Source organism: Cyanobium sp. NIES-981 (genome assembly GCF_900088535.1).
Lineage (GTDB): Bacteria > Cyanobacteriota > Cyanobacteriia > PCC-6307 > Cyanobiaceae > NIES-981.
The window spans coordinates 2,075,587-2,101,681 of the sequence record NZ_LT578417.1; the positions used below are offsets into that span (position 1 = coordinate 2,075,587).

Genomic DNA, 26,095 nt, shown 5'->3' on the forward strand with positions numbered 1-26,095 from the left:
AACCCGGTGAACCCATGACCACCGGCCTGCAGGCCCGGCTCCGCCAGGTGCGCCAGCACAGCGTGGCGCTGGTGGAACCGCTGCAGCCCGAGGATTTCTGCCTGCAGGGGATGGCCGATGCCAGCCCGCCCAAGTGGCACCTGGGCCACACCACCTGGTTCTTCGACACCTTCGTGCTGAAGCCGCGGCTCGAGGCCGGCGCCGCCCTGGCCTACACCCCTGCCGACGCCGCCTGGGGCTACCTGTTCAACAGCTACTACGACGCCGTCGGCGCCCGCCATCCGCGGCCGGAGCGGGGGCTGCTCAGCCGCCCCTCAATCGAGGCGGTGCTGGCCTGGCGGCAGCGGGTGGACGGGGCGCTGGAGCTGCTGCTGAGCGGCGGGGCCGGGCAGCTGCCGCCGTGCGAGCTGGCCCTGATCGAGCTGGGGCTGCAGCACGAGCAGCAGCACCAGGAACTGCTGCTGATGGACCTGCTGGACGGCCTCAGCCGCAACCCCCTGGCGCCGGCCTACGGCCCGGCCCCCGAAACCTGGTACGAGGCCGCCTGGGGCAACGGCCAGGCAGGCGGCAGCTGGCTGGAGCACCCCGGCGGCCTGGTGGAGATCGGCCACGGCGGCGCAGGATTCCACTTCGACAACGAAACGCCCCGCCACCGGCAGTGGCTCGAGCCCTTCGCCATCGCCGAGCGGCTGGTGACCAATGCCGACGTCGCGGCCTTCATCGCCGATGGGGGCTACCGGCGGCCGGAGCTGTGGATGAGCGAGGGCTGGGCGGAGGTGGGCCGCCGGGGCTGGCAGGCCCCGCGCTACTGGCGCGGCGGGGCCGACCGCCCGCTCGAGGGCCAGGAGTTCACCCTGGCGGGCCTGCGGCCGCTCCAGCCCGCGGCGCCGGTGCGGCACCTCAGCTGGTTCGAGGCCGACGCCTACGCCCGCTGGGCCGGGGCCCGGCTGCCCACGGAAGCCGAGTGGGAAGTGCTGGCCCCCCGGCTGCCCCAGGCCGAGGGGGTGCTGTGGCAGTGGACCGCCAGCCCCTACCGCCCCTATCCGGGCTTCCGGCCGGCCCCCGGCGCGGTGGGGGAATACAACGGCAAGTTCATGAGTTCCCAGATGGTGCTGCGGGGCAGCTGTTTTCTCACACCGGCAGGCCATGCCCGGCCCACTTACCGCAACTTCTACCCGCCGGCCTGCCGCTGGATGGCCGCAGGCCTCAGGCTGGCCAAGGGCCCCGCTGACCCCATCTCCGTCCCCGATTCCCCCGCCGCGTGACAGCCCTTCCCTCCACCACGGCCCGCCTGATCGATCTGCACCCCGAGCCGGCCGACATGGTGCGGCTGGTCACGGCAGGGATGGAGCAACGGCCGCGCCAGCTGCCGGCCTGGCTGCTGTATGACGCCGAGGGCTCGAGGCTGTTCGAGGCGATCTGCGCCCAGCCGGAATACAGCCTCACCCGGGTGGAAACAGCCCTGCTGGAGGCACGGGCGGCCGATCTGGCCGCCGCCCTGGGCGCGGGCGTGCTGGTGGAGTTCGGCGCCGGCAACGCCCGCAAGGTCGGTCCGCTGCTGGAGGCCCTGCAGCCCCCGGCCTATGTGCCCCTGGACATCAGCGCCGACCATCTGCAATCCGCCTGCGAGGCCCTGCAGGCCCGCCATCCGACCGTTCCGGTGCTGGGCATCTGCTGCGACTACAGCGCTCTGGAGAAGCTGCCGCCCCACCCGCTGCTGGATGGTGAGCGGCTGCTGGGGTTCTACCCGGGCAGCTCCCTGGGCAACTTCAGCCCGGCGCAGGCGCGGCACCTGCTGTCGCAGTTCCGCCGCTTGCTGGGCCCCGGCAGCGCCCTGCTGATCGGCATCGACCAGCCCAAGGCCCCCGGGCGGCTCGAAGCCGCCTACAACGACGCGGCCGGTGTGTCGGCCGCCTTCGCCCGCAACCTGCTGGTGCGGCTCAACCGCGACCTGGGCGGCACCTTCGCGCCGGAGGCCTTTCGCTATCAGGCCCGCTGGGAGGCCGAGCCCAGCCGGATCGCCATGGCCCTGGTGAGCCGGCGCGACCAGGAGGTGCAGCTGGCCGGCAGGCGCTGGCGTTTCCGGGCCGGCGAGGAGCTGATCACGGAGTACAGCGTGAAGTACAGCCCCGAGGCCTTCGCCGGCCTGGCGGCCGCCTCGGGCTGGCGAGCGGTCCGCCGCTGGAGTGATCCGGCCGACGACCTCAGCCTCCACCTGCTGGTGCCGGCCCCATCCCTGCAGACCGGCGCCCAGGCAGCAGACTCGGAGTGCACAGCGCCGGAACAGCGGCCGGAACAGCGGGAGGATTGAGGCATGGGTCGGGAGGAGCAACGGGCGGCGATGCGGCAGGTGCGTGAAGGCCTGATCCACGAACTGGAGCAGCTGTACCGCAACGCCTTCGACCGCATCGGCGACCAGGACCTCGGCGAGGGCGCCATCGCCCGCCTCACCCAGCTGCTGCTGCGTTCCCGCGAAGCGGCGATCACCCCGCTGCAGGAGGAGATCGAGGCTCCCCTGATCACCCGCGCTGCCGGGGAGGCTCACCCCGGATCCGGCAGCCCATGAGCTGGCTCGACGAGCTGGAGACGAAGCTGGAGCAGGAACTGGAGCGCTTCCTGGCCGCCAATCCCGACCAGGAGGCCCTGCTCCAGGACCAGGAGGACCGCGATCACCGCCGCGAGCTGCTCAGCCAGCGCCGTTCCCTGCAGAACCAGGCCGAGCGCCAGCGGCATGGACTGCTGCAGCTGGCCGGCGAGATCCGCCAGTGGCAGGAACGCTGCCGCAAGGCCCGGGCCGCCGGAGCCACGGACCTGGCGGATCGGGCCGAGGCCCATCTGGAGGCCTTGATGCAGCAGGGCCGCCGGCGCTGGCAGGAGCTGGCGGACCTGGGCGTGCGCTTCGCCGAGGTGGAGCAGGCGATCACGGCCCTGGCGGCCCGCCAGGCCGAAGCCCGCCGCTCCAGCCAGGGCGTGGACCTGGAACGCGAATGGGCAGCCTTTGAGGCCGAGCAGGAGCTGGAGCGGCTGCGGCGCCGCCAGGGCTGACCACCGCGGCGGCAGGAGCAGGGCACCGTGGGATTTCTGCTCTCGAAGCTGCTGCCCCTGGGGCTCTACCCCCTCGGGCTGGGCCTGCTGCTGCTGCTGGCCCGCGAAGCCGGCGGCCGGCGCCGCTGGGCCCGGCTGCTGGGCTGGGGCGGGCTGGGCCTGATCTGGCTGTTCGCGATGCCGATCACCAGCCGCCAGCTGATCTGGGGGCTGGAGGAGCGGAGTGCCGCACTGAGGCCGGCCTCCCTGCCGGCCGCGGATGCGGTGGTGGTGCTCGGCGGCGGCCTGCGTCCCGCCCTGCCCCCGCGCCGCAGTGTGGAAGTGGGGGAAGCCGGCGACCGGCTGCTCACCGGCGTACGGCTGATTCGCCAGCGGAAGGCTCCCCTGCTGGTCACCAGCGGCGGCCGGGTGCACTTCACCGCCGGGGAACCGCCGCCCCCCGAAGCCCAGTGGGCCCGGGATCTGGCCGTGGAGCTCGGCGTCGCCCCGGAGCGGATCCTGCTGAACAGGGAATCCCGCACCACCGCCGAGGAAGCGCGCGACCTCGGCGAACTGGCGCGAAGCCGCCGCTGGAGGCGGGTCCTGCTGGTGACCAGCGCCTCCCACATGCCCCGGGCCCTGGCCAGCTTCCGGCGCCGCAGCGGGGTGGAGGTGGTGGCTGTGCCCACGGACTTCCAGCTGCCGGCACGGAGCCGCTACGGCAACCCGACCCCGGCAAGCCTGCTGCTCAGCCTGATGCCCGACGCGGAAGCGCTCTATCTGAGCAGCGTGATGCTCAAGGAGCACCTCGGACTGCTGGTGTACCGCCTACGGGGCTGGAGCTGAGCCTGCCCGGGCACCCTTCACTGCTTGGGAGCGGGGGGCACCAGGCTCACGCCCTCGGGCGGCGGGGTGGGATCGGGATCGGCGATCAACATGTGCTGCAGCACAATCTCCGGACGTTCGCTGTCGCGCCAGCGGATCCGATAGGCGGGCATCTTGGTGCCACGGCTCGTGGTCTGCTCCACGGGCTCCATCACCCAGCCCCGGCGGGAGCGTCCCTGGGGGTTGCGCTTCACAACGGCGTCTGCGTGCTGGAAGCGAAAACCGACGCGCTCTCCACTCATGGAATCGTTGCCCCTGTCGGGGGAGATTGCCTACCGTGAGCATTATCCCATTGCGCCCTGCCGGCCCCGCCGGCTAGCCGCCCTGCTCGGGCTGTTCCGGCTTCAGGAGCGGGAAGGCGATCACATCGCGGATCGAGGCGCTGTCGGTGAGCAGCATCACCAGCCGGTCGATGCCGATGCCGAGGCCACCGGTGGGGGGCATACCCACCTCCAGCGCCTGGAGGAAGTCCTCGTCCACGCCCTGGGCCTCGAGGTCGCCGGCGGCCTTGCGCGCCTGCTGGGCCTCCAGCCTCCGGCGCTGATCCAGCGGATCGATCAGCTCGCTGAAGGCGTTGGCGGTTTCCCGGCCCACGATGAAGAGCTCGAAGCGCTCCACCAGACCGGGCTTGCTGCGGTGGGCCCGCGCCAGCGGCGAATTCTCCACCGGGTAGTCGAGCACGAAGGTGGGTTGGATCAGGGTGTCCTCCACCTTCTGCTCGAAGGCCTCCACCAGCAGCCGGCCCACGGAATCGGCCAGCTCCGGCACCGCCAGCCCGCAGGCCTCCATGGCGGCGGCAGCCTCCGCCCGCGTGGAGAAGGTGGTGAAGTCGAGCCCGGTGGCCTGCTGCACCAGCGCGTGCATCGTGGCGCGCCGCCAGGGGGGGGCCAGCTCGATGGCGGTGCCCTGGTAGGTGATGGCGGTGGTGCCGCACACCTGCTGGCACACATGGGCGAGCAGCTGCTCGGTGAGCTCCATCATGTCGGTGTAGTCGGCATAGGCCTGGTAGATCTCCACCGAGGTGAACTCGGGGTTGTGGCGGGTGCTCACCCCCTCGTTGCGGAAGATGCGACCCAGCTCGTACACCCGCTCGAAACCACCCACCACCAGCCGCTTGAGGTGCAGTTCGGTGGCGATGCGCAGGGTGAGGGGCAGATCGAGGGCGTTGTGATGGGTCTCGAACGGCCGGGCATCGGCGCCCCCGGGCTGGCTCTGCAGCACCGGCGTCTCGATCTCCAGAAAGCCGCGCTCGTCGAGCCAGCGGCGCATGGCGCTCACCGCCAGGGCCCGGCGGCGGAAGGTCTCGCGGGTGTGGGGCGACACGATCATGTCGAGGTAGCGCTGCCGGTAGCGCTTCTCCACGTCGGCCAGGCCGTGCCACTTGTCCGGCAGGGGCTGCAGGCTCTTGCTCAGCATCGTCCAGCCCTTCACCTTCACCGAGAGTTCGCCCCGGTCGGTGCGGCGCAGGCTGCCCTCCACGCCGATCAGGTCTCCGGCATCCACCAGGGTGGTGATCTGGCCGAAGGCCCCAGGCGGCGGCGCATCGGGCGCTGCCGCCTCCAGCGTGGCCTTCTCCAGATAGAGCTGGATCGGGCCGCTCTCATCGGCCAGGGTGAAGAAGGCCAGCTTGCCCATCACCCGGCGGGTCATCACCCGGCCGGCCACGGCCACCACCACATCCCTCTCCTCGCCTTTGGGCAGGTCGGCATGGGCCTGCTGCAGCTCCGCGGTGCTGTGGCTGGGAGCGAACCGCAGGGCATAGGGCCCCTGGCCCAGGCTGGCGAGGGTCCGGGCTTTCTCCAGGCGGGTCTGGCGCAGCTCCGACACGGGGGCAGGACAGTCAGTTGCGGGCCATCCTGCAGGAGCGTGGCGCCCAGAAGCGCGCTGCCGCGATCAGCCGGCGGCCGTGAGGCCGGCATCGCCCACCCGCTGGGAGGCGTAGCCCGTGCCCCGCACGGTGAGGATCAGCTCGGGATTGCGCGGATCGGGCTCCAGCTTGCCGCGCAGACGGGCCACGTACACATCCACCACCCGCAGATCAGCCGCGCGGCGGGGCGGATAGCCCCAGAGCTGCTCGAGGATCTCGGCGCGGGGCACCACCCGGCCCGGCTCGCGGAACAGCAGCTCCAGCAGGCTGAACTCGGTGTAGGTGAGGGCGATGCGCTCGCCATCGCGGGTCACCTGACGCCGGTTGGTGTCCACCACCAGATCCCCCAGCCGCAGCACACCGGTGCCGGATGGCTGCTCCCGGGGCTCGGCGGAGGCGGAGCCGCGGCCCACACGGCGCAGGATCGTGGCGATGCGCGCCTCGAGCTCCTTGGGGCTGAAGGGCTTGGGGAGGTAGTCGTCGGCGCCGAGATCGAGCCCCGACACCCGCTCGGCGATGGCATCGAGGGCCGAGAGGAAGATGATCGGCACGCACGATTCGGCCCGCAGCCGGCGGCAGACGGCGAAGCCGTCCAGCTTGGGCAGCATCACGTCCAGCACCACCAGGTCGGGCTGTTCCTGGTGGAAGAGGGTGAGGGCCTCCTCGCCATCTTCGGCGCAGATGACCCGGTAACCAGCCAGCTGCAGCCGCATGACCAGCACACGCCTGACGGCGGCTTCGTCATCCACGACAAGGAGCGTGGCCTTGGGCTCTGCGGGCGTGGTCGACATGTCCGCAGAGGGCATGGGCGCGGCGCCTTCGGAGTGAAGAATCGCAACCATACCCCTGAGAGCGCCGAACGGTCATCCCCCAGTGCGATTCCGGCCTGGCGCCTCTCCCCAGACTTAAGAATTTCTCTGGAAACAGACAGCACGGCACAGTCCTGCTAAGGCCGCGCAGGCCGACCAGGACACCCCGTCAGGGCCAGCGGGCGGTGGCGTAGCGGTCCCACTCCTGCCGGGCCGTGCGGAGCGCCACGTCGCTGTCCAGCTGACCCAGCATGGCCCGCTGCAGCTGCGTGTAGAGGATCGCCTGGAGCCGCTTGATGCCCGGAATCGCCGGCACCAGCACCTGGGCGCGCTCCAGCGTGGTGGCCGAGAGCAGGCGGGCCTGCTCCACCAGCCGCTGGGGCGGATCCAGCGGACCCGGGTCCCGCAGGCTGGCCTGCAGCCGCTCCAGCGCCCCCGTGGCCGAGGGCAGCACCCGCGCCTGCTCGGCGAAGCGGTACTGGTTGGCGGCGTCGGTGAGGTAGAGGCCGAAGCTCACCGCCTCGGCGGCCATGGCGCTCTGCCTGGGCACCACCAGGTTCATCACGGCCACGTTGGCGGCACCGTCCGCGCCCGTGAGGGGGGGATAGGGGGCGGTGCGGGCGGCCACGCCGGGGGCGTTGGTCTGGAGGTTGCGCAGGAAATCGGGCCCGGTGGACACCTGGGCCAGATCGCCGGACTGGTAGAGCTCGATCGCCCGGCGGTACCCCTGGCTCACCACCTCCCGGGGCAGCAGGCCACGGCGGTAGAGATCGCTCCAGAAGGCGAAGGCGCGCCGGCCGGCCGGGGTGTCGAAGGCGGCCCGCTGGCGGTCGTCGAGCAGACGCACGCCCATCTGCACCATCGACTCCAGCAGCTCGGCCGAGTCGTCGGGCACCACGGTGGTGAACAGGGCGTAGCGCCCGGTCCGTCGCCGCACCGCCTCGGCGTAGGCCGGCACATCCCGCCAGCGGGCCGGTGGGGCGGCGTACCCCGCCTGCTGCAGCAGGCCGCGGTTGGCCATCGTGATCCGGGCCGTGAGGTACCAGGGGATGGCGAACTGATCGCCGCCCTGCCGCCCCGCCTGCCAGATGCGCGGCAGGTAGAGCTCCGCGGCGCCGGCCGGCAGCACCGGGGTGAGGTCGAGCAGCCCCCCCTTGCTGGCCAGATTGGCCGCGAAGGGGGGATTCAGATTCACCAGATCCGGGGCGGTGCGGGCGAACACGGCAGCCAGGAGCTTGCGTTCCACCGAGGCCCAGGGCACATCGGTCCAGCGCACCCGCACCCCGGGGTTCCGCTGCTCCCACGCCTGAATCACCCCGTTGAGGTAGTCGTTGAACTTGGGGGCCAGATCGAGGGTCCACACGTTGAGTTCCCGTCGCCCGTCGCCGTTGGAACGCGAACCCCCGCAGGCCGCCAGCGCACCGCTGAGGCCGGCGGAGGCCCCGGCCAGAGCGAGCCCCTGCAGCAGCTGGCGGCGCTTCATCCCCATCGGCCCATTCCTCCCAGATCGGTGCGCAGACCCGGAGCCTGCTGGCGCCACAGCAGCAGCTGCAGCGAACACAGCATCGGTGCCAGCAGGGCGGTGATCAGGGTCTGGGCGGCCAGGGTGTGCAGGGAGGCCACACCGTCCAGCCCCAGCCAGCGCTGCTGCAGCACCACCGTGCCGCCCTGCAGGGCGGCACCGAGCAGGGCCAGCAGACCGAGGTTGAAGCTGCGTTCGATCGGGGGAGCCTTCCTCCCCAGCCGCCCCCACCACCATCCGAGCACCACCAGCGCGGGGATCTGGGTGACGGGGCCGGCATGCACCGCATCGAGGGCCAACCCCAGGGCCAGGCCGGCCAGAGCCCCGGACGATGGGCCGTCCACCAGGGCCCAGGGCAACAGCCACAGCACCGCCCAGCTCGGCGCCACGCCGGCCAGCTTGAGCAGGCTGGGCGAGGCCAGGGTGAGCAGCGGCACCAGAAGAGCCGTGGCCACACACCAGCGCTGGCGGGACAGCACGCTCATCGCACCCTCACCTGCACCCAGTCCACGGCATCCACAGGGGCACTGAGCTGCACCACCGCCTCCGGGGCGGGTACGGCATCGTCATCGACGCTCTGCACCACGCCCACGGTGAGGTTGGGGGGCACCAGGGTGCTGGCCGGGGAGGTCACCACCACATCGCCCGGCCGCAGGTTGAGGTCCTTCTGAATGAAGCGGAGCAGGGGTCGGGCGGTGCCCGTGCCCACCAGCAACCCGTGCCGCTGGGAGCGGCCCACCCACACGCCGACCCGGCTGGACGGATCCGTGAGCAGGGTCACCGTGGCCGTGGTGGGAGTGACCGTGGCCACCCGGCCGATCAGGCCGCCGGGAGCCACCACGGCATCCCCGGGCGCCACACCCTGGAGGGAACCGCGGCCGATCAGCAGCTGCTGCCACCAGCCGGCCGCCTCGCGGGAGATCACCGGAGCACTCAGCTGCTGTCCCGAGCTGCGCTGGAGTTCCAGCATCTCGCGCAGCCGTCGGTTGTCCGCCTCGAGCACCGACAGCCGGGTCTGCTGATCCAGCTGCTGGGCGGCCTTGAGCCACTCGCTCTGGGCGGAACCGGGCCAGAAGGGTCGGCTGAGCAGGGCGTAGAGATCATTGAGCACCGCCCCCTTGCTCAGCCGCACCCCGGCCAGGGCCAGCAGCACCAGCAGCCAGGGCCATGACACCCTGATCAGGCGCAACGACGGCAGCCTGAGCCTGCGGCCCGCCTGCATCGGAATCAGGCCGCCTGGCGCACGAAGTCAGGGGTGTCGAGCACGCGCTCGAGCCGCTTGTAGTCCTCGAGGACCATGCCGCAGCCCATCACGACGCAGAGGAGGGGGTCCTCCGCCGTGTGGGTGAGGATGCCGGTCTCGTGGCTGATCAGATCACTGATGCCGCGCACCATGGCGCCGCCGCCGGCCAGCATGATGCCCCGATCCACGATGTCGGCGGCCAGCTCGGGCGGGGTGCGCTCCAGGGTGCGCTTCACGGCCTCCACGATCACGTTGAGCGGCTCGGCCATGGCCTCGCGGATGTCGCCGGCGCGCACGTTGATCGTGCGGGGCAGACCGGACAGCAGGTGCAGACCCCTCACGTCCATGGAGGTCTCGTCGTGCTCGTCGTCGGGGAAGGCGGAGCCGATCCGGATCTTGATGTCCTCGGCCGTGCGCTCACCCACCACCAGGTTGTGCACCTTCTTGAGGTACACACTGATGGAATCGCTCAGCTCATCGCCCGCCACCCGCACCGATTCGCTCAGCACCGTGCCGCCCAGGCTGAGCACCGCCACCTCGGTGGTGCCGCCGCCGATGTCCACGATCATGGTGCCCACCGGCTCGGTGACGGGAAGGCCGGCGCCGATCGCCGCCGCCACGGGCTCATCGATCAGGTGCACCTCCCGGGCGCCGGCCAGGCCGGCCTCGCGCACGGCGCGGCGCTCCACACCGGTGACGCCGCTGGGGATGCCGATCACCAGCCGCGGGGCCACGATGCCGCGGCCCTCATTCCCCTTCTGGATGAAGGTCTTGATCATCTGCTCGGCGGCGTCGAAATCGGCGATCACGCCGTCGCGGAGCGGACGCACGGCCCGGATGTTGCCGGGGGTGCGGCCGAGCATCATCTTGGCCTCATCACCCACCGCCAGGGGCACCCCGCGCTCCAGGTCCAGGGCCACCACCGAGGGTTCCTGCAGCACGATGCCCTTGCCGGACACGTACATCAGGGTGTTGGCGGTTCCCAGGTCGATGCCGATGTCGCGGGAGAACTGGAAACGTCGAAAGAACACGGACATCCCGCCAGGCAGCCCCGAATCATAGGGGGGGCCACCGAACCCAACCCGGGTGGGTCGGCTGGTGGAACTGAACCGGTGAGGCCCCCGACCGGGGTGCCGCATCATTGATCCAACTGACCAAGGAGACCCGCCATGGGCGTCAATTCCATCACCCTCGTCGGCCGGGCCGGCCGCGACCCCGAGGTGCGCTACTTCGAATCCGGCAGCATGGTGGCCAACCTCACCCTGGCGGTGAACCGCCGCAGCCGCGACGACGAGCCCGACTGGTTCAACCTCGAGATCTGGGGCAAGCAGGCCCAGGTGGCGGCTGACTACGTGAAGAAGGGCTCGCTGCTCGGCATCATCGGCAGCTTCAAGCTCGACCGCTGGACCGATCGCAGCAGCGGCGAGGAGCGCACCAAACCGGTGATCCGGGTGGACCGGCTGGAGCTGCTGGGCTCGCGCCGCGACGCCGAAGCCTCCATGGGCGGGGGCGGCGGCTACGGCGGCGGCGGGTTCGGCGGCGGCGAGCCGAGCGAGGAGGAAGTGCCCTTCTGAGCGCCCGCCATGGGGGTGCACGGCTGGAGTCGCCGGCCCCGCTGGCGCGAGGGCCGTGCCGGCCCAGCCGCGCCCCCAGGCGATCCAGAGAAGCGCAGGCTTCCGCTGGCCCATCCAGCGGGCCGCGGGGTGCCTGGCGATGCCCGCCGTCGCGCCAGCGGGGCGGGCACAGCCAGGCGCCCCGCCGGCACAGCTACTCAGTAGCGGTAGTGGTCGAGCTTGTAGGGACCTTCCACCGGCACGTTGATGTAGGCGGCCTGCTCCGGGGTGAGCTCGGTGAGCCGGGCGCCGATCTTCTCGAGGTGGAGGCGGGCCACCATCTCATCGAGGTGCTTGGGCAGCACATACACCTGCCTGGCGTACTGCTCACCCTTGGTGAACAGCTCGATCTGGGCCAGCACCTGGTTGGTGAAGGAATTGCTCATCACGAAGCTGGGATGGCCCGTGGCGCAGCCCAGATTCACCAGACGGCCCTCGGCCAGCAGGATGATCCTGTTGCCGCTGGGCAGCAGGATGTGGTCCACCTGGGGCTTGATGTTGTCCCAGGGGTACTGCTTGAGCGAGGCCACATCGATCTCGTTGTCGAAATGGCCGATGTTGCACACGATCGCCTGATCCTTCATCTGGATCAGATGCTCATGGCGGATCACCTTGAAGTTGCCGGTGGCGGTCACGAAGATGTCCACGTCGCGCACCACGTCGTCGAGACGCACCACGCGGTAGCCCTCCATCGCCGCCTGCAGGGCACAGATCGGGTCGACCTCGGCGATCATCACCGTGGCGCCCAGGCCCCGCAGCGACTGGGCTGATCCCTTGCCCACGTCGCCGTAACCCAGCACCAGCGCCACCTTGCCGGCCACCATCACATCGGTGGCCCGCTTGATGGAGTCCACCAGCGACTCGCGGCAGCCGTAGAGGTTGTCGAACTTGCTCTTGGTGACCGAATCGTTGACGTTGATCGCAGGGAAGGGGAGTTCGCCCGCGTTCTGGAGCTGGTACAGCCGTGCCACGCCGGTGGTGGTTTCCTCGGTGACGCCCTGGATGGCGGCATGGATCCGGGAGTAGAAACCGGGCTGGGCGGCCAGCTTCTGGCGGATGGAGTTGAAGAGGGCGGTTTCCTCTTCGTTGCTGGGATTGTCGAGAACGGAGGGATCCTTCTCGGCCTTGGTGCCCAGGATCACCAGACCGGTGGCGTCGCCGCCGTCGTCCAGGATCATGTTGGGCGTGCCGCCATCGCCCCACTCCAGGATGCGGTGGGTGAAGGCCCAGTACTCATCCAGCGTCTCGCCCTTGTAGGCGAACACGGGGATACCGGCGGCCGCGATCGCGGCGGCGGCGTGGTCCTGGGTGGAGAAGATGTTGCAGCTGGCCCAGCGCACCTCGGCGCCGAGGGCCACCAGGGTTTCGATCAGAACAGCGGTCTGAATCGTCATGTGCAGGGATCCCGCGATGCGGGCCCCCTTGAGGGGCTGCTCGGCGCCGAACTTGCGGCGCAGGGCCATCAGGCCCGGCATCTCGGTTTCGGCAATGGCAATCTCCTTGCGGCCGAAATCGGCGAGGCCGAGATCAGCGATCACGTAGGAGGATGTGGTCTGCAACGACAGTGCAGAGGGTGTGGCCACCATGGGACTTCGGCTCCAGATAACTGCTCGCTCCCGGCTGGGAGGGCGTTGGGGGAAAATTCTGCGGAGACGCCGAGGCTTCGGGCTCGCTTGAGCGGCAATCTACAGACAGGTTCAAGATCCGCGTGAGCCCTGCCATCCCGCCCTGCCGGTGCGAATCCCTGGCCGATGCCGCCGCCACGCAGGCACTGGGCGCCCGGCTGGCCGCCCTGGTCGGCCCCGGCCCGGCGATCCTGCTGCTGCTGGGTGAGCTGGGCGCGGGCAAGACCTGCCTGGTGCAGGGCCTCGCCGCGGCCCTGGGCATCGACGAGCCGATCACCAGCCCCACCTTCGCCCTGGCCCAGCACTACAGCGCCCCGGTGGGCCCCGGTGGCGGCGGCTCCCTGGTGCACCTCGACCTCTACCGCCTGGAGCAGCCTGCCGCCGCCGACGAGCTGTTCGCCCAGGAAGAGGAAACGGCGCGGGAGCTGGGGGCGGTGCTGGCGGTGGAGTGGCCGCAGCGGCTCAGCGTCCTGCCTGCGGAGGCCTGGCGGGTGGAGCTGGAGCTGCCCCAGGGGGGCGATCCGGAGGCGGGCCGGCTGGCCCGGGTGTGGGCGCCGCACTGACGGCGCCGGCCAGGAAAGCGGCCACGGCTGCGGCGGTGGGCTGGGGATCGATGGCCCCGGGCGCCTGGCACACCAGGGCCCCGCAGGCGCTGGCGAAGCGCATCAGCTCCACCACCCCGTCCAGGTGCTCGCCCCGCAGCAGCTCCGGCCTGGCGCAGAGCCCGTGCAGCACGCCGGCCGTGAAGGCATCCCCCGCCCCGGTGGTGTCGGCCACGGTCACCGGAAAGGCGTACAGCTCCCCTGCACTGGCCCCGAAGCTCCAGCGCAGGGGGCTGGCGCCATCGGTGACCACCACGGCGGGGTGCCGGGGCAGCGCCTGCCGCACCGCCTCGGGGGAGGCGCTGCCGAACAGCCAGCGGGCCTCCTCGGCAGCGCACTTCACCAGGGCGGCCTGGCCGAGCAGGTCCAGGATCTGCTTCTGCTGGGCCTCGTTGGGCGGGGCGTCGGGAGCGGCCGCCCCATCCCAGAACGTGGGTCGCCAGTTCACATCCACGGCGATGGCCACCCCGGCGGCGGCGGCCAGGCTCACGGCCCGCCGCAGGGCCTCCGCCGCCGCGGGCCGGGCCAGGGGGATCGTGCCCACCAGCAGCCAGGAGGCCGGGCCCAGCAGCCCGCCGGCGCCCGTGAGGGCCCCGGCCAGGGGAGCGGCCTCGAGAGCCTCATCCGCGAATCCTTCGCCGCGATCCCCCGCGAAACCGCCGAACCGGCGCTCCCCCTGCCGGTCGCGGTGCACCAGCACCACCCGGGAGGGTCGCCGCCGGTCCCACTGCAGAGCGGCGGTGTTCACCCCCCGGCGCTCGAACAGCCCGGCGAAGGCCCGGCCGATCGGATCGGTGCCGAGCCGCCCCACAAACGCCGCCGTCGTGCCCAGCCGGGCCAGGGCGCAGGCCGCGTTGGCGGGTGCTCCGCCGAGGCGGTCGTCGATCTGATCGGGGGAGGCCGTGGCGGGATCGCCGCCGGGGGGGCCGAGGCGATCCACCAGGGCCTCCCCGAGGCAGAGCACCCGGGGGGACGCGACCATGAGGCTGCCGTTCGTCTGCACCCAGGCTGGCCGGATCAGGCCGCGGCGTCAGCGCCGAGATGCTCGAGCAGGGCCGCGATGATGCGGGCATTGGCGGCCGGGAAGGGGAACTCGGCCAGCTGAGCGGGCCGCACCCAGCGCACCTGCTGGCTGGCCAGGGGCTGGGGTTCACCACCGACCCAGCGGCAGAGGTGCACCACGAAGCGCAGCCGTTTGTGGCTGTAGGCGTGCTCCAGGCTGATCAGTTCCTGGCCCACCTCGGCCTCGATCGCCAGCTCCTCGCGCAGCTCCCGGGCGATGGTGGCCGCGATGGGCTCCCCAGGCTCCTGCTTGCCGCCCGGAAATTCCCACAGCCCCCCCAGCAGGCCCTCGGGAAGGCGCTGATCGATCAGCACCTCGCCGGCGCCGTTGAGCACCACCCCCACGCCGATCACCTGGAAGGGCAGCGGCCTGGGAGCGTCCTTCACGGGGAAGCGGGCGGGGTCGCCGGCAGCGTAGGCAGCGCACTCCCCCTGCCAGGGGCAGGCACCGCAGCGGGGCTGCCGGGGCGTGCACACGGTGGCCCCCAGATCCATCAGGGCCTGGTTGAACTGGCGGGGCCGCACCGGGTCGAGCAGCTGCTCGCTCAGCCGCCAGAACGCCGCCAGCTGCCGCGCCGGCGGCACGGGCCAGGCGGTGAGGCGCGCCAGCACCCGCTTCACGTTGCCGTCGAGGATGGGGTGGGGCAGGTCGAAGGCCGAGGAGAGGATGCTGCCGGCGGTGCTGCGGCCCACCCCGGGCAGGGCCTGCCAACCCGCCAGGTCGCGGGGCCAGGGATCGGCCGTGCCCTGCCCGTCGCCGCGGGCGGCCGCACGCCACAGCTGGCGGGCGCCCTGCTGCAGACGGCGGGGCCGGGCGTAGTAGCCGAGGCCCTGCCAGAGCAGCAGCACCTGCTGCTCGCCGGCGGACGCCAGGCCGGCGAGGTCGGGGAGGGCGGCCATCCAGCGCCGCCAGTAGGGCAGCACCACCTGCAGCTGGGTCTGCTGCAGCATCACCTCCGCCACCCAGATGCCATAGGGGTCGAGCACCTCTCCCGGGCCCGGCTGCCCCCCGGCGGTGGGCTGTTTCCAGGGGATGGCGTGACGCCCCTCCAGCGTCCACCAGGCCAGCAGCGCCTCGCGCAACGCCGGCCCGGTGTGGGCGAGCCACGCCTCGACGGCAGTCGGCGGCACGGAGGGAGGCTCGGAGGGAAGCTCGGAGGGAGGCTCGGACACAGGCGCTCGCAGAGGCCGCGTGCTCACACCACCCGGTAGCGCTCCGGCTCCGCCAGCAGCGGGGAGAGCTCCGGCACCGCGGCAAGGGTTTCACCCGTGCGCAGCCGCAGCAGACGCGAGTGGAAGGCGCCCGGCTTCACCCCCTGACAGCGCCAGCGCAGCACCTGCCAGTCGAGCCCCAGCAGGCGGTAGAGCAGGGCCTGGAGCCGCAGGGCCAGGGTGACTTCCGACGGCCGGTCGCGGCGCCGCAGCGGGCGGCCCAGCAACGCCGCCTTCTCCCGCATGCGGCGGGGCAGACGCTCGCGCACCTGCTCGGGGGGCAGGGAAGCGAACAGCTTGATCAGGCGCTGGTGCTCGGGGGTCGCGGCGTTGTAGCGCCGACGGCTGCCGCGGTGGTTGTGCGTGACCACCCGGATTCCCGCCAGCTCGGGCGTGAAGGCGAAGCGCCCACCGCGCCGCCAGGCCCGCAGCAGCCAGTCCCGCAGGGGGGTGCGCCACAGCCGGCTGGAGTGGGTCCAGGCGCCCACCCGACGGGCGAAGGCGGTGCGCACCAGCCAGAAGCTGCTGGGGTCGTAGTAGAGATCCTCCCGGCGCAGCAGCATGCGCAGATCACGCAGGTCCGGCCCCAGCGTCACCCGCTTCATGAACACGGGCCGGATGCGCCCATCCGGTTCCTCGTGGCAGTTCACCAGCTTCAGGGCCGGTGCCAGCAGCACATCGGCCCTGGTCTGCTCCAGATGCCGCAGGCCCTGCTCGAGGTGATCGGGCAGCAGCAGATCGTCGTGGTTGAGAAAGCACACCACCGGCGCCCGCACCAGGGCCAGGCCGAAGGAATTGGGACCGGACTGCTCCCCGAAGCGCTCGGTGAGGTTGTAGTAGCGCACCCGGGGATCGCCCAGCTGCTCGAGCATGGTGCCGGTGTCGGGGTCGCAGCAGTCGCCCACCACCACGGCCTCCCAGTCGCCACAGGTCTGCAGCTGCAGGGCCCGCAGGGTGCTGCGCAGGGCATCCACCCGCCTGTAGGTGGCGATCACGAGGCTGACGCGGGGCAGGGGCGAGGGCATCGGCTCAGAGGTAGGCGAGCAGCATCGAGATCAGGCTGCGGGCCTCGTTGGAGAACACCCCCTGCCGTTTCACCAGCCGCGCGATCTGGGCCAGGGTCATCCAGCTGAGCGAGGGCGAGACCGGCAGCTCATCGGCAGGATCGAGCAGGGCGATGCTGTAGCGGGCCACGGAGCGGTAGAAGCGCCCGCCCTCGTCGGAGTGGAGATTGGAGAGCACGGGGGTGGCGCGGCGGTGGATCGCCTCAAGCAGCCGCTCCTCGGCATCGAGCTCCGGCACCGGCGAGGGAGCGCCGCCGGCATCCTGCAGGGCCGGTCCGTACTGGAAGCCCTCCCTGAAGCCGATCTCGGCGCGGCCGCGGAACAGCAGGTGCAGCACGCCGCCGAATTCGCGGGCCAGCAGCACGGCGGTGCCCTCCCGCTCCTGGGCCACGATCGGCTGATCCCAGCTGTGCACCTCGCGCTCACTGGAGCTCACCGCCACCTGGCGCACGTCGAAGCTGCCGGCCGGACCGAGCAGGCGGGGCTGGCGGCCCTCCAGCCAGTCCACCTGGTCGTCGAGGGGAACAGTGGCCACGGCGAACGGATGGGCGGCCCGCAGCTGCTCGAGGCGCTGGAGGATCTCGCCATCACTGGCCTGCTCCGCCGCCGGGCCAGCGCCGTAGGAGCGCAGCAGAGCCTCCCCGAAACCGCCCTGGCCCCTGCAGCGGCTGAACGGGGCGTCGCCGCCGGCCAGGGCCGACCAGTCGGAGGAGGCGAGCACGGAGCGGGCGTCGGTGTTGATCTGGAAGTCGCTCACCAGCAGGGCGCACACCTCCCGCACCGGTGCCCAGCGGTACACCGCATCATCGAGATCCAGCTCCAGTGCGGCGGGCAGCTCCACCGTCATGTTGCGGTTGTATTTGCCGAGGAAGCGGGTGCCCTGCTCCGACTGCAGGCTGTCGGCCCGCACCGTGGCCGCCGGATCGCCGGTGAAGTACTGGAGGAAGGCGGTGGGCTTGCCGTGGTGCAACCGCTTGTAGTTGCTGCGGGTGGCCTGCACCGAGGGGGCGGCCTGGGACAGACCGATGTTGCCGGGCTCAGGCTTGGCCTGGATCAGCAGATGGGGCTCGCCGCCGCGGTGCTGCAGCAGGAAGCCGAGGATGCCCACTTCGGGCTGGTTGATCAGGGGCTGGCGCAGTGTGGGGCGGCCGCCGGCGGTGGCCTCGACCCCCACGATGCTGAAGAAGCCACCGGACTTGTGCTGCAGGGCTCCCTCCCGGTAGCGCCATTCACCGGAGTGCTGCCAGGGGATCTCCTGCACGGTCATGTCGCAGAGCCCGCGGCGGCCTTCCAGCCAGGACAACAGCGACTCGGAGGGCATGGGCGGGAATCAGGGATGCAGCGCCCCGGGGCACTCAGCGAACGAAACTAACCCTGGAGAGCCCGCGCCCCCCCGGAGCGGCCGGCTCAGCTGGCCACGTAGGCCTCCACCGCGCTGCTGAGGCGCCGCAGGCCCGCCAGACCATCGCGCTCGAGGTTGCGCACCCGGTCGCGGCTGATCCCGAGGATGCGGCCGATGCCGGTGAGGCTCATGGGCTCGGCCATCTCGGCCGACTCGGGGTCGATGCCGTAGCGCATCTTCAGCACCCGCCCCTGCAGCTCCGGCAGCTGCTCCAGCAGCGCCCGCAGATCACCCTTCAGGCACTCCCCGTCCACACGCTCCTCCGGCAGCTCCCCATCCCCCGCCAGCAGGTCCAGCAGCTCCGTGTCCTCCCCATCCCCCACCTTCGTCTCCAGGCTCACCGGCTGACGCGCACGGCACAGCAAATCCTTCACCTCCTCCTCCGGCAGCTCCACGAACCCCGCCAGCTCCGTCACCGTGGGGGTGCGCCCCAGCTCCTGGCTCAGCTCCCGCTGACCCTTCTTCAGCTTGTTCAGCGTCTCGGTGATGTGGATCGGCAGCCGGATCGTGCGGCTCTTCTCCGCGATCGCCCGCGTGATCCCCTGGCGGATCCACCAGTACGCATACGTACTGAACTTGTAGCCCCGCGTCGGGTCGAACTTCTCCACGCCCCGCACCAGCCCGATCGTTCCCTCCTGGATCAGATCCAGCAGCTCCATGTTCCGCTTGGTGTACTTCTTCGCCACGCTCACCACCAGCCGCAGGTTCGCCGCCACCATCCGCTCCTTCGCCCGCCGGCCCGCCTGCAGCCGCTTCTTCAGCACCGCCGGGCTCAACCCCGCCGCCTTCGCCAGCTCCGCCGCGCTCGGCGCCGTGCCGCCCGCACGCATCGTCAGCTCCTGCTCCACCTCCTCCAGCGCCATCAGCTCCTGCACCTGCCGGCCCAGCGTGATCTCCTGCTCATGGGTCAGCAGCGGCACACGGCCGATGTCCCGCAGGTAGCTGCGCACCAGATCGCCGTCCACGGCGGGCATGGAGCGGGCCGGGGCGGCGGCTGATGCGGCCGCGGAGGCAGCGGCGGCAGGGGCGGGGGCGAGAGCGAGTGTCATGGTTCAGGCCCTTGAAGTTCCGTTAAGCCTAACCTGAAGAAGTGTGAACGCTCTCTCATCTAGCCGATCCGGCCCATGAGCCAGCTGGCGGTGGTGAGGTAGATGAACACGCCGGCCACGTCGGTGGCGGTGGTGATGAAGGGGGCCGACATCAGGGCCGGATCCAGCTTCAGCCGGTCGAACAGCAGCGGCAGGGCCGCCCCCGCCGTGGCCGCCAGGGTGGTGATCGCCAGCAGGCTGATGCCCACCGACAGGCCCACCAGCGGCCCCTCCCCCCGCCACCAGGCCCAGGGCACCACCACCACCAGCATCAGCAGCCCCAGCAGGGCACCGGCCACCGCCTCCCGCGCGATCGTGCGCACGGGCCCCAGCGACTGGATGCGCTGGGTGCTGAGACCCCGGATCACCACCGTGGAGCTCTGGGCGCCCACGTTGCCGCCGGTGCCGATCAGCAGCGGGATGAAGGCGGCCAGCACCACCACCTGGCTGAGCACCTGACCCTTGAGCGCGATCACCTCGGAGGTGAAGCCGTTGGCCACCACCAGCACCGAGAGCCACACCACCCGGCGGCGGGCCACGGTGAACAGGTTGCTCTGGAAGTAGTCGTCCTCGTCGCCGGCCTGCACGGCGCCGGCGGCGTAGAGGTCGCGGGTAGCCTCCTGCTCGATCACGTCGATCACGTCGTCCACCGTGACGATCCCCACCAGCCGCTCCTCCCGGTCCACCACCGGCACGGCCAGGAAGTCGTAGCGCTGGATCGCCCGGGCCACCTCCTCCTGGTCGGTCTCGGTGGACACGCTCACCACCTCGCGGGTCATCACATCGCCGATGCGGTCCTTGGGGTCGGCCACCACCAGATCCCGCAGCGAGAGAATGCCGGTGAGGTGGCGGGAGCCGTCGGTGACGTAGAGGGAGTAGACGGTTTCGGTGTCGCGGGCCCGCCGGCGCACCAGCTCCAGGGCCTGGGCGGCGCTGTGGAACTCCTTGAGATCGATGAACTCGGTGGTCATCAGCCGGCCGGCCGTTTCGGGCTCGTAGCCGAGCAGCTGGGCCGTGACCCGCCGCTCCGCCGGGCTCAGCTCGGCCAGCAGGCGGCGCACCACCTTGGCAGGCAGCTCGTCGAACAGCCGCACCCGGTCGTCGGGGGACATCCGCTCCACCAGCTCCAGCACCTCGCCCGAGCGGAGCCGGTCCAGCAGGCTCTGCTGCACGGGGCCGTCGAGGTACTCGTACACCTCGATCGCCTCGTCCTTGGGCAGCAGGCGGAAGGCCAGGGCCTGGAGGGTGCGGGGCAGGGTGCCGATCGCCTCGGCGATGTCCACCTCCTGCACCGGCTGGAGCAGCAGCTTGGCGCCGTCGTAGTTGCCGGCCTCCAGCAGGGTGGCGAGCTGGCGCGACACCACCTCGGCCAGACCCACCCGCACGCCCGGGGCCGGCGCGGCGGCGGTGGCGCCGGCAGCGTCGTGGTTCGGGCCCTTCGCCTCACTCATCGGCTCGCCGCGCCCGCCACCGGAGTTTATGGGCCGGAGCCCGGGGGGCAGCCGCTAGCGTCCGCCCTCCGGAACTTCAACACTCCATGACCGTGAACGTGAGCGATGTGGTGGTGCGCGATGCCGCAGGCGGCGAGCGCCGGCTGGGCGAGTGGAACGGCCAGGTGCTGCTGATCGTGAACGTGGCCAGCCGCTGCGGCTTCACCCGCCAGTACGCCGGCCTGCAGAAGCTGCAGGACACCTACGGGCCGAAGGGCCTGGCGGTGCTCGGCTTCCCCTGCAACGACTTCGGCGCCCAGGAACCGGGCACCCTGCCGGAGATCCAGCAGTTCTGCTCCACCACCTACGGCGCCGACTTCACCCTGTTCGACAAGGTGGCAATGGCCGAGGCGCCTTACACCACCCTCACCCAGGCGGAGCCGGCCGGGCCGGTGGCCTGGAACTTCGAGAAGTTCCTGGTGGGCAAGGACGGCACGGTGGTGGCCCGCTTCAAGAGCGGCGTGGAGCCCGAATCGGCCGAACTCACCGCGGCGATCGAGGCGGCCCTGGCGGCCTGACCTCCCCCTGCGCTCCGCCCCTCCAGTCAGCCGGCCAGCCAGCCACGGCGGCTGCCGGCTGCCCCCGCCAGCTGCACCTGCAGCCAGCGCTCACCGCCGGGTTGCACCCAGGTCCGCAACACCCGCAGGGGCTCTCCGGCCGGGGCCTCTCTGATCACCGGAGCCTGGTGCTCGGGCGCACAGCGCAGCACCTGGGGCACCGGGCTGAGCAGCGGTTCGCGGCTGCTCTGGCGCCGGCGCAGTTCCGGTGCGCGCCACTCGGCACCGCCGGCGGGCAGGGCGGCCGGCGCCACCAGGGCGAAGCCCAGCAGGGCGATCCAGCGCCAGGTCGCGAGCAGGGGTGCGGAAGAACCCATCTCAGATGTCGAGCTGGGCCAGATCGAGTTCGGCGCTGTGGGTTTCGATGAACTCACGGCGGGGGGCCACCTTGTCGCCCATCAGGATCGTGAAGATGCGGTCGGCCTCGAGGGCATCCTCGATCTCCACGCGCTTCATCGTGCGCGTGGCCGGATCCATCGTGGTTTCCCACAGCTGCTGGGGCATCATTTCGCCCAGACCCTTGAAGCGCTGGATGGTGTAGTTGGCCTTCTCGCCGAAACTCTCAATGGTTGTCTTGAGGTCACCCTCGTTGTAGCAGTACACGTGCTTCTTGCCCCGCTCCACCTTGTAGAGGGGCGGGCAGGCGATGTAGATGTAGCCGCCTTCCACCAGCGCCTTCTGGTAGCGGAAGAAGAAGGTGAGGATCAGGGTGCGGATGTGGGCGCCGTCCACATCGGCGTCCGTCATGATCACGATCCGGTGGTAGCGGAGATTCTTCTCATCGAAGTCTTCTCCCTTGATGCCGAGCCCCAGGGCCGTGATCAGGGCCTGGATTTCCGTGTTCTTGTAGATCTTGGCGTCGTCGGTTTTCTCGATGTTGAGGATCTTGCCCCGCAGGGGCAGGATGGCCTGGAAGCGCCGGTCGCGGCCCTGCTTGGCGGATCCACCGGCGGAATCCCCCTCCACGATGTAGATCTCCGATTCGGAGGGATCGCGGGAGGAGCAGTCGGCCAGCTTTCCGGGCAGGGTGGAACTCTCCAGCACGCTCTTGCGGCGCACCAGCTCGCGGGCCCGGCGGGCGGCCTCGGCGGCATTGAAGGCCTGGATGGCCTTCTCGAGGATCAGATCGATCACCGAGGGGTTGAATTCCAGGAACTCACCAAGGGCCTCACCCACCAGGGTGTCCACGATGCCCCGCACCTCGGTGTTGCCGAGTTTGGTCTTGGTCTGGCCCTCGAACTCGGGCTCGGGCACCTTCACCGACAGCACGGCGGTGAGCCCTTCGCGGATGTTCTCGCCCGCCAGATTGGCGTCGGAATCCTTGCGCTTGCCCCGCTTCTTGGCGAAGGTGTTGAGGGTGCGGGTGAGCACCGTCTTGAGCCCCTCGATGTGGGTGCCGCCATCCACGGTGCGGATGTTGTTGGCAAAGCCGAGAATGCTGTCGGAGTAGGCGTCCACGCACCACTGCAGCGCGGCTTCCACCTGCACCCCCTCCTTCTCGGCATTCACGTAGATGATGTCGGGATGGAGCGGATCCTTCTCCGCATTCATGTAGGCGACATACTCCCTGATGCCGCCTTCGTAGAAATAGATGTCCTCATGGGGCTCACCGGCGGCATTGCGGGCACTCTCCCGCTCATCCCGGAACACGATGCGCACGCCGCCGTTCAGGTAGGCGAGCTCGCGCAGGCGTGAGGAGAGGGTGGCGTAATCGAAGCTGATGCCGGTGGTGAAGATCTGGCTGTCGGGCTTGAAACACACCGTGGTGCCCGTGCGGCCCTTCTCTCCGGGGACGGAAGCGAGGCTGCCGATCGCCGCACCGCGCTCGAAGCGCTGGGTGTGCACCTGGTCGTGCCGGTACACGGTGACCTGCACCCACTCGGAGAGGGCGTTCACCACCGACACGCCCACACCGTGCAGGCCGCCGGACACCTTGTAGCCGCCGGCACCGAACTTGCCGCCGGCATGGAGCACCGTGAGCACCGTTTCCAGCGCGCTCTTGCCGGTGCGCGGGTGGATGTCGGTGGGGATGCCGCGACCGTTGTCGGTGACGGAGCAGGAGCCATCCTCGTTGAGCACCACGAGGATCTGATCGCAGTGGCCGGCGAGGGCCTCGTCCACCGCGTTGTCCACCACCTCGTACACCAGGTGATGCAGACCGCGGGGGCCGGTGGAGCCGATGTACATCCCGGGTCGCTTGCGCACCGGCTCCAGGCCTTCCAGCACCTGGATCTGCTCGGCGCCGTACGCGGCCTGAACTTTCGTGGCTTCGCTCATGCGGGAAGGGCTTCCCAGGGGTCGGGCAGAGGCGGCGACTGGCCCTGGGCAAGAGGGGGGAGAAGTGGTGAAACCCCTTCTCCGAACGGCAATCTACCACCGGGCTCCAGGGTGTCCGGCGGGGCGGCGGCCAGCTGGCAGGGTGGGGGCATGGCCTCCTCCCAGACTCCCCGTCCGCCCCTGGTGATCGTGCTGCTCGGGCCCACGGCCAGCGGCAAGACGGAGCTGGCGATCGCCCTGGCCCAGGCCCTCGATCTGGCGGTGCTGAACGTGGACTCCCGCCAGCTGTACCGCGGCATGGATGTGGGCACCGCCAAGCCGAGCCCCGCCGAACAGGCCCAGGCACGCCATGAACTGCTCGACCTGCGCGATCCCGACCAGCCCATCAACCTGGAGGAGTTCCGGGCCCTGGCGGCAGCCCAGGTGGAGGCCGAGCTGGGGCGGCCCCGCCAGGGCAGCCCGATGGCCCTGCTGGCCGGGGGCAGCGGCCTCTATCTGAAGGCCCTCACCCAGGGGCTGCGGCCGCCGGCGGTGCCGCCCCAGCCGGCGTTGCGCCGGCAGCTGAGCGCCCTGGGGCAGCCCACCTGCCACCAGTTGCTGCAGGCCGCCGATCCCATCGCCGCCGGGCGGATCGCCGCCGCCGACGCGGTGCGCACCCAACGGGCCCTGGAGGTGATCTATGCCACGGGATGCCCCCTCTCCAGCCAGCAGGGCTCTGCCCCGCCGCCCTGGCAGGTGCTGGAGCTGGGGCTGGACCCGCCGGACCTGCGGAGCCGCATCCGCCGGCGCACCGAGGCCCTCTATGCCGCGGGCCTGGTGGAGGAAACGGCAGGGCTGCGGCAGCGTTACGGCGCCGACCTGGCCCTGCTCGCCACGATCGGCTACGGCGAAGCCCTGCAGGTGCTGGCAGGCACCCTGGAGGAGCCCGCCGCCATCGCGCTCACCACCCAGCGCACGCGCCAGTTCGCCAAACGCCAGCGCACCTGGTTCCGCCGCCAGCACCAGCCGGTGTGGCTGGAGGGCAGCACCACGCCACAACGCCTGGAGCAGGCCTTGCAGGAGATCGAGCAAGCTCTAGGGTGAAGGGTGAGCCTTGGGCTGCGCCGCGCCAACCGCCCCGCACCCCCTGCATCCCTCCGGACCCTCAACCCCCGCGAACCTCACCCCACTCCGCGAACCTCACCCCACTGAATGCCCCGTCCCCGTTTTGACCGTCGTGCTCCCGTTCGGGAGCTGCCCAACATCAATGAGCGGATCAACTATCCCCAGTTGCGGGTGGTCGACGCCGACGGCAGTCAACTTGGAGTGATCACCCGCGAGGCGGCCCTGGAGGTGGCGCGGGAGCGGGAGCTCGACCTGGTGCTGGTGAGCGAGAAAGCGGATCCGCCGGTGTGCCGGATCATGGACTACGGCAAATACAAGTTCGAGCAGGAGAAAAAGGCCAAGGAAGCCAAGAAGAAGTCGCACCAGACCGAGGTCAAAGAGGTCAAGATGCGCTACAAGATCGACCAGCACGACTACGACGTGCGGATCGGCCAGGCTTCCCGCTTCCTCAAGGCCGGTGACAAGGTGAAGTGCACGGTGATCTTCCGCGGCCGGGAGATCCAGCACACCGCCCTGGCTGAAGTGCTGCTGATGCGCATGGCGAAGGACCTGGAGACCGCCGCCGAGATCCAGCAGCCTCCCAAGCGGGAGGGCCGCAACATGATCATGTTCCTGAGCCCGCGCAAGGCCACGGCCGCCAAGGCCGGTGGGGGGGGCAAGCCGTCCCCGGCCCGGCCCACGCCGGTGAAAACCGTGGTGCGCACGGCCGGAACCGCCGCCACCGAGGCCAGCCCGGCGGAGCCGAAGCCGGCCGGCTGATCCGGGTCGCCTCAACCCAGGCGGTCGGCGAACAGCTCCAGCATCAGCCGCCAACCCTCGGCCGCGGCCTGGGGCACGTAGTCGCCGCGGTGCTCACACATGTAGCCGTGGCCGGCCCCCGGTGCCACCACGAGGCGCCGCAGCCGCTGGGGATGCCGGCGCCGATCGGCCTCGAGGGCCGCGGCGATCGCCTGCTGCTCCGGGGGGGGCATGAGGGGGTCCTCGGCGCCGCAGAAACAGAGCAGATCGCCGCGGACTCGCGGCACCACCTCCAGGCTGGGCGGGCCGCCCCCCGGACGGAACACCGACACCCGGGCACCGTAGAAATCGCAGGTGGCGGCCACGCCGTCGAGGCTGGCGACCAGCAGGGCGAGATGGCCGCCGAAGCAGAAGCCCACACAGCCCACCGGCCGCTGCTCCAGGCCGGGCTGGGCCTGGAGCCAGGCGATGGCGCGGCCGGCGTCGGCGAGGCAGTCCACCGCCGTCACCTGGTCCCGGTGCTGACGGCCGGCCGCCAGGCCGGCCGCGTCGTAGCTCACGTCCAGCTCGGGGGCCGTGCGGGCAAAGATCGGCAGGGCGAGGGCGGCGTAGCCGGCTGCGGCGAGCCGATCCGCCACCGAGCGCACCCAGCTGTTGAGGCCGAACACCTCCGGCAACACCAGCACGGCTGCCCGCGGAGCCTGGCCGGCCGGCCGCGCCCACCAGCAGCGCAGGGTCACCATGCCCTCGGCGGGCAGCTCCTGCCAACCGGAGAGCACGGGCAGGGGAGCGGCGGCGGCCATGGCAGGCAGGGATCGCTGCCGGGATTCTGGCCGCCAACCGGCACACTGCCGTATGCCAACGGGGGGATTGTCCGCCGGGCCTGGGCTCCGTATGGTGAGCCCCTGCTC

27 protein-coding genes are annotated in these 26,095 nt (G+C 71.1%); 10 read left to right on the forward strand and 17 right to left on the reverse strand.

Translation table 11 applies throughout. The annotated features are described in order from the left end of the window. The first annotated feature begins 14 nt into the window (after positions 1-14). Genes egtB through CBM981_RS10565 form a run of 5 tightly spaced genes read left to right on the forward strand, consistent with a single transcriptional unit; the run spans position 15 to position 3,870 of the window. Positions 15-1,265, forward strand: coding sequence for an ergothioneine biosynthesis protein EgtB (gene egtB, locus CBM981_RS10545; protein WP_087068367.1), 1,251 nt, complete (start codon positions 15-17; stop codon positions 1,263-1,265). Further along, positions 1,262-2,311: an L-histidine N(alpha)-methyltransferase gene (egtD, locus tag CBM981_RS10550; RefSeq protein WP_369801606.1), complete on the forward strand. Its 1,050-nt coding sequence runs from the start codon at positions 1,262-1,264 to the stop codon at positions 2,309-2,311. The genes egtB and egtD overlap by 4 nt, the downstream gene beginning before the upstream one ends. Before the next feature lie 3 nt (positions 2,312-2,314). Then, a complete protein-coding gene (locus CBM981_RS10555) occupies positions 2,315-2,566 on the forward strand; it encodes a hercynine metabolism small protein (protein WP_087068368.1) in 252 nt (83 codons plus the stop codon). Continuing rightward, positions 2,563-3,045: a hercynine metabolism protein gene (locus CBM981_RS10560; protein ID WP_087068369.1), complete on the forward strand. Its 483-nt coding sequence runs from the start codon at positions 2,563-2,565 to the stop codon at positions 3,043-3,045. Before CBM981_RS10555 ends, CBM981_RS10560 begins: the two co-directional genes overlap by 4 nt. A gap of 27 nt (positions 3,046-3,072) precedes the next feature. Then, complete coding sequence (locus CBM981_RS10565) at positions 3,073-3,870, forward strand: YdcF family protein (protein WP_087068370.1); 798 nt, start codon at positions 3,073-3,075, stop codon at positions 3,868-3,870. Between the two features lie 17 nt (positions 3,871-3,887). Here CBM981_RS10565 and CBM981_RS10570 read toward each other — a convergent pair whose 3' ends face one another. From CBM981_RS10570 to CBM981_RS10600, 7 genes are all read right to left on the reverse strand, one after another. Continuing rightward, positions 3,888-4,151 (reverse strand): hypothetical protein, encoded by a 264-nt coding sequence (locus tag CBM981_RS10570; protein WP_043368954.1) that lies wholly within the window; start codon positions 4,149-4,151, stop codon positions 3,888-3,890. A 73-nt stretch (positions 4,152-4,224) separates the two neighbouring features. Next, the gene (gene lysS / locus CBM981_RS10575; protein ID WP_087068371.1) at positions 4,225-5,736 is read right to left on the reverse strand and encodes a lysine--tRNA ligase; all 1,512 of its coding nucleotides are present in this window, start codon (positions 5,734-5,736) and stop codon (positions 4,225-4,227) included. Positions 5,737-5,802: 66 nt separating this feature from the next. Continuing rightward, on the reverse strand, positions 5,803-6,567 hold the full coding sequence (rpaB, locus tag CBM981_RS10580) for a response regulator transcription factor RpaB (protein ID WP_225867350.1): 765 nt from the start codon (positions 6,565-6,567) through the stop codon (positions 5,803-5,805). A gap of 187 nt (positions 6,568-6,754) precedes the next feature. Continuing rightward, positions 6,755-8,068 carry a sugar ABC transporter substrate-binding protein gene (locus CBM981_RS10585; RefSeq protein ID WP_087068373.1) on the reverse strand — a complete coding sequence of 438 codons (1,314 nt, stop codon included), beginning with the start codon at positions 8,066-8,068 and terminating at the stop codon, positions 6,755-6,757. Next, positions 8,065-8,592 carry a rod shape-determining protein MreD gene (gene mreD / locus CBM981_RS10590; RefSeq protein WP_087068374.1) on the reverse strand — a complete coding sequence of 176 codons (528 nt, stop codon included), beginning with the start codon at positions 8,590-8,592 and terminating at the stop codon, positions 8,065-8,067. Before mreD ends, CBM981_RS10585 begins: the two co-directional genes overlap by 4 nt. After that, on the reverse strand, positions 8,589-9,329 hold the full coding sequence (gene mreC / locus CBM981_RS10595) for a rod shape-determining protein MreC (RefSeq protein WP_087068375.1): 741 nt from the start codon (positions 9,327-9,329) through the stop codon (positions 8,589-8,591). Before mreC ends, mreD begins: the two co-directional genes overlap by 4 nt. Positions 9,330-9,334: 5 nt before the next feature. Next, positions 9,335-10,381, reverse strand: coding sequence for a rod shape-determining protein (locus CBM981_RS10600; RefSeq protein WP_043369946.1), 1,047 nt, complete (start codon positions 10,379-10,381; stop codon positions 9,335-9,337). 138 nt (positions 10,382-10,519) lie between these two features. Between CBM981_RS10600 and CBM981_RS10605 the strand changes: the two genes are divergently transcribed. Next, positions 10,520-10,924 (forward strand): single-stranded DNA-binding protein, encoded by a 405-nt coding sequence (locus CBM981_RS10605; protein WP_087068376.1) that lies wholly within the window; start codon positions 10,520-10,522, stop codon positions 10,922-10,924. 197 nt (positions 10,925-11,121) lie between these two features. Here CBM981_RS10605 and ahcY read toward each other — a convergent pair whose 3' ends face one another. Beyond that, positions 11,122-12,549: an adenosylhomocysteinase gene (ahcY, locus tag CBM981_RS10610; RefSeq protein ID WP_087068377.1), complete on the reverse strand. Its 1,428-nt coding sequence runs from the start codon at positions 12,547-12,549 to the stop codon at positions 11,122-11,124. A gap of 116 nt (positions 12,550-12,665) precedes the next feature. Here ahcY and tsaE point away from each other — a divergent pair, with 116 nt between their 5' ends. Next, on the forward strand, positions 12,666-13,151 hold the full coding sequence (gene tsaE / locus CBM981_RS10615; RefSeq protein ID WP_087068378.1) for a tRNA (adenosine(37)-N6)-threonylcarbamoyltransferase complex ATPase subunit type 1 TsaE: 486 nt from the start codon (positions 12,666-12,668) through the stop codon (positions 13,149-13,151). On the opposite strand, the gene CBM981_RS10620 is transcribed toward tsaE, so the two are convergent. The 6 genes from CBM981_RS10620 to mgtE form a co-directional block, all read right to left on the reverse strand. After that, complete coding sequence (locus CBM981_RS10620; RefSeq protein ID WP_172820875.1) at positions 13,051-14,172, reverse strand: carbohydrate kinase; 1,122 nt, start codon at positions 14,170-14,172, stop codon at positions 13,051-13,053. The two genes, tsaE and CBM981_RS10620, sit on opposite strands and share 101 nt — an antisense overlap. A 35-nt stretch (positions 14,173-14,207) precedes the next feature. Next, the gene (mutT, locus tag CBM981_RS10625) at positions 14,208-15,383 is read right to left on the reverse strand and encodes an 8-oxo-dGTP diphosphatase MutT (RefSeq protein WP_225867351.1); all 1,176 of its coding nucleotides are present in this window, start codon (positions 15,381-15,383) and stop codon (positions 14,208-14,210) included. A gap of 65 nt (positions 15,384-15,448) precedes the next feature. Beyond that, positions 15,449-16,489 carry a glycosyltransferase family 2 protein gene (locus CBM981_RS10630; protein WP_087068380.1) on the reverse strand — a complete coding sequence of 347 codons (1,041 nt, stop codon included), beginning with the start codon at positions 16,487-16,489 and terminating at the stop codon, positions 15,449-15,451. A 4-nt stretch (positions 16,490-16,493) separates the two neighbouring features. Then, a complete protein-coding gene (locus CBM981_RS10635) occupies positions 16,494-17,849 on the reverse strand; it encodes an NDP-hexose 2,3-dehydratase family protein (RefSeq protein WP_087068381.1) in 1,356 nt (451 codons plus the stop codon). An 86-nt stretch (positions 17,850-17,935) separates the two neighbouring features. Beyond that, on the reverse strand, positions 17,936-18,904 hold the full coding sequence (locus tag CBM981_RS10640; protein ID WP_197686693.1) for an RpoD/SigA family RNA polymerase sigma factor: 969 nt from the start codon (positions 18,902-18,904) through the stop codon (positions 17,936-17,938). A gap of 134 nt (positions 18,905-19,038) precedes the next feature. Further along, positions 19,039-20,469: a magnesium transporter gene (gene mgtE / locus CBM981_RS10645; protein WP_225867352.1), complete on the reverse strand. Its 1,431-nt coding sequence runs from the start codon at positions 20,467-20,469 to the stop codon at positions 19,039-19,041. A gap of 86 nt (positions 20,470-20,555) precedes the next feature. Here mgtE and CBM981_RS10650 point away from each other — a divergent pair, with 86 nt between their 5' ends. Continuing rightward, positions 20,556-21,026: a glutathione peroxidase gene (locus tag CBM981_RS10650; protein ID WP_087068383.1), complete on the forward strand. Its 471-nt coding sequence runs from the start codon at positions 20,556-20,558 to the stop codon at positions 21,024-21,026. A 26-nt stretch (positions 21,027-21,052) separates the two neighbouring features. On the opposite strand, the gene CBM981_RS10655 is transcribed toward CBM981_RS10650, so the two are convergent. Together CBM981_RS10655 and gyrB are read right to left on the reverse strand one after the other, a co-directional pair. Further along, positions 21,053-21,382, reverse strand: a complete 330-nt coding sequence (locus CBM981_RS10655; RefSeq protein WP_087068384.1) for an SH3 domain-containing protein — start codon at positions 21,380-21,382, stop codon at positions 21,053-21,055. A gap of 1 nt (position 21,383) precedes the next feature. Further along, positions 21,384-23,342: a DNA topoisomerase (ATP-hydrolyzing) subunit B gene (gene gyrB / locus CBM981_RS10660; RefSeq protein WP_087068385.1), complete on the reverse strand. Its 1,959-nt coding sequence runs from the start codon at positions 23,340-23,342 to the stop codon at positions 21,384-21,386. A 150-nt stretch (positions 23,343-23,492) separates the two neighbouring features. Between gyrB and miaA the strand changes: the two genes are divergently transcribed. Both miaA and infC read left to right on the forward strand, forming a co-directional pair. Then, positions 23,493-24,425: a tRNA (adenosine(37)-N6)-dimethylallyltransferase MiaA gene (gene miaA, locus CBM981_RS10665; protein ID WP_087068386.1), complete on the forward strand. Its 933-nt coding sequence runs from the start codon at positions 23,493-23,495 to the stop codon at positions 24,423-24,425. Between the two features lie 108 nt (positions 24,426-24,533). After that, positions 24,534-25,205, forward strand: a complete 672-nt coding sequence (gene infC, locus CBM981_RS10670; RefSeq protein ID WP_087068387.1) for a translation initiation factor IF-3 — start codon at positions 24,534-24,536, stop codon at positions 25,203-25,205. Between the two features lie 11 nt (positions 25,206-25,216). Here infC and CBM981_RS10675 read toward each other — a convergent pair whose 3' ends face one another. Next, complete coding sequence (locus CBM981_RS10675; RefSeq protein WP_087068388.1) at positions 25,217-25,987, reverse strand: dienelactone hydrolase family protein; 771 nt, start codon at positions 25,985-25,987, stop codon at positions 25,217-25,219. Positions 25,988-26,095 lie beyond the last annotated feature (108 nt).

Excerpts from the sequence above, each read along its gene's own strand:
- mgtE (WP_225867352.1), bottom strand. The coding sequence starts at position 20,469 with ATGAGTGAGGCGAAGGGCCCGAACCACGACGCTGCCGGCGCCACCGCC.
- CBM981_RS10635 (WP_087068381.1), bottom strand. The coding sequence starts at position 17,849 with ATGCCCTCCGAGTCGCTGTTGTCCTGGCTGGAAGGCCGCCGCGGGCTC.
- CBM981_RS10675 (WP_087068388.1), bottom strand. The coding sequence starts at position 25,987 with ATGGCCGCCGCCGCTCCCCTGCCCGTGCTCTCCGGTTGGCAGGAGCTG.
- CBM981_RS10555 (WP_087068368.1), top strand. The coding sequence starts at position 2,315 with ATGGGTCGGGAGGAGCAACGGGCGGCGATGCGGCAGGTGCGTGAAGGC.
- CBM981_RS10655 (WP_087068384.1), bottom strand. The coding sequence starts at position 21,382 with ATGGGTTCTTCCGCACCCCTGCTCGCGACCTGGCGCTGGATCGCCCTG.
- CBM981_RS10620 (WP_172820875.1), bottom strand. The coding sequence starts at position 14,172 with ATGGTCGCGTCCCCCCGGGTGCTCTGCCTCGGGGAGGCCCTGGTGGAT.
- CBM981_RS10570 (WP_043368954.1), bottom strand. The coding sequence starts at position 4,151 with ATGAGTGGAGAGCGCGTCGGTTTTCGCTTCCAGCACGCAGACGCCGTT.
- egtB (WP_087068367.1), top strand. The coding sequence starts at position 15 with ATGACCACCGGCCTGCAGGCCCGGCTCCGCCAGGTGCGCCAGCACAGC.
- infC (WP_087068387.1), top strand. The coding sequence starts at position 24,534 with ATGCCCCGTCCCCGTTTTGACCGTCGTGCTCCCGTTCGGGAGCTGCCC.
- mreC (WP_087068375.1), bottom strand. The coding sequence starts at position 9,329 with ATGCAGGCGGGCCGCAGGCTCAGGCTGCCGTCGTTGCGCCTGATCAGG.
- CBM981_RS10640 (WP_197686693.1), bottom strand. The coding sequence starts at position 18,904 with ATGCCCGCCGTGGACGGCGATCTGGTGCGCAGCTACCTGCGGGACATC.
- miaA (WP_087068386.1), top strand. The coding sequence starts at position 23,493 with ATGGCCTCCTCCCAGACTCCCCGTCCGCCCCTGGTGATCGTGCTGCTC.
- CBM981_RS10650 (WP_087068383.1), top strand. The coding sequence starts at position 20,556 with ATGACCGTGAACGTGAGCGATGTGGTGGTGCGCGATGCCGCAGGCGGC.
- ahcY (WP_087068377.1), bottom strand. The coding sequence starts at position 12,549 with ATGGTGGCCACACCCTCTGCACTGTCGTTGCAGACCACATCCTCCTAC.
- rpaB (WP_225867350.1), bottom strand. The coding sequence starts at position 6,567 with ATGTCGACCACGCCCGCAGAGCCCAAGGCCACGCTCCTTGTCGTGGAT.
- CBM981_RS10585 (WP_087068373.1), bottom strand. The coding sequence starts at position 8,068 with ATGAAGCGCCGCCAGCTGCTGCAGGGGCTCGCTCTGGCCGGGGCCTCC.
- CBM981_RS10560 (WP_087068369.1), top strand. The coding sequence starts at position 2,563 with ATGAGCTGGCTCGACGAGCTGGAGACGAAGCTGGAGCAGGAACTGGAG.
- mreD (WP_087068374.1), bottom strand. The coding sequence starts at position 8,592 with ATGAGCGTGCTGTCCCGCCAGCGCTGGTGTGTGGCCACGGCTCTTCTG.
- gyrB (WP_087068385.1), bottom strand. The coding sequence starts at position 23,342 with ATGAGCGAAGCCACGAAAGTTCAGGCCGCGTACGGCGCCGAGCAGATC.
- CBM981_RS10630 (WP_087068380.1), bottom strand. The coding sequence starts at position 16,489 with ATGCCCTCGCCCCTGCCCCGCGTCAGCCTCGTGATCGCCACCTACAGG.
- CBM981_RS10605 (WP_087068376.1), top strand. The coding sequence starts at position 10,520 with ATGGGCGTCAATTCCATCACCCTCGTCGGCCGGGCCGGCCGCGACCCC.